We start from the raw sequence: 978 nt of genomic DNA on the forward strand, positions 1-978 counted from the left end.
GTATATTCGCAATGTAAATCATCTTAAATCATACTTACAACCATCATTTCAAAAACATGAAAAAGAATTTATTTTTCGCAGCAGCCTTTCTTCTTGTAGCAGGTGGCGCTATGGCACAAGGTAACACGGGCACCGTAACGCAAACAGGTAATGCTAACAGTTCACAAATTGAGCAGGCAGGTAGAGGCAACGTAGCTACAACCAAGCAGTCTCAGAATGGCAACACAGCTTCTCAGTCTCAGTCTGGACGTGAGAACTCTGCCAGCATTACGCAATCAGCTAATTGGGATACTCCTCCAAATACCAACAATCACACACAGATTCAGTCTGGTGATAACAACACTGCAAGTGCTATTACTTATAACTCTGATAACTTTGGTCTCCAGAATCAGGACGGTAATGACAACAGCGCTCGCCTGGTGCAGGCTGGTGGTAACAACAGCGTTTACATGGATCAGGTTGGAGATAATAATACAGCTTTTGCTGAACAACAGCATGGCCGTAACAACCTAGTTGATATCGACCAGACAGGTAACGATAACGCTGCCTATGTTTATCAGAGAGGCCACAGAAACACTGCTACTGTTGACCAAATGGGCGATGGAAATAACGTAGGTACACGTGCCTACGGAGCTGAATACCTAGGTGTGCGACAGGAAGGTAGCGATAACTCTGGAACTATTTCACAAGATGGCTATAATAACGATGCTTTGGTACATCAGAATGGTGATTTTAACGCAGGTATGATTAGCCAAGATGGTGAAATGAACCTTGCTACTATCATGCAGGATGGTGATCGCCACAGAGCCACTGTAACACAGTCAGGTAACAGCAACACTGCTACTGTTACACAAAGCAACGGCGGCATATAGGTCGGTAAGTAATAGCATGCTTTAAAAGCGGGATGTGATCTTTCAGAAGATCACATCCCGCTTTTTGCATTTAAGTTATGGTTGCTTATTGGTATTGGTTGATATT

1 protein-coding gene is annotated in these 978 nt (G+C 43.6%); it reads left to right on the top strand.

Translation table 11 applies throughout. The features are described 5' to 3' along the window. The first annotated feature begins 56 nt into the window (after positions 1–56). Complete coding sequence (locus ACFQ2O_RS21815; protein WP_377533058.1) at positions 57–872, top strand: hypothetical protein; 816 nt, start codon at positions 57–59, stop codon at positions 870–872. Positions 873–978 lie beyond the last annotated feature (106 nt).

The sequence above is a fragment of the Pontibacter rugosus genome, assembly GCF_042678745.1.
In the GTDB taxonomy this organism is placed as follows: Bacteria; Bacteroidota; Bacteroidia; order Cytophagales; family Hymenobacteraceae; genus Pontibacter; species Pontibacter rugosus.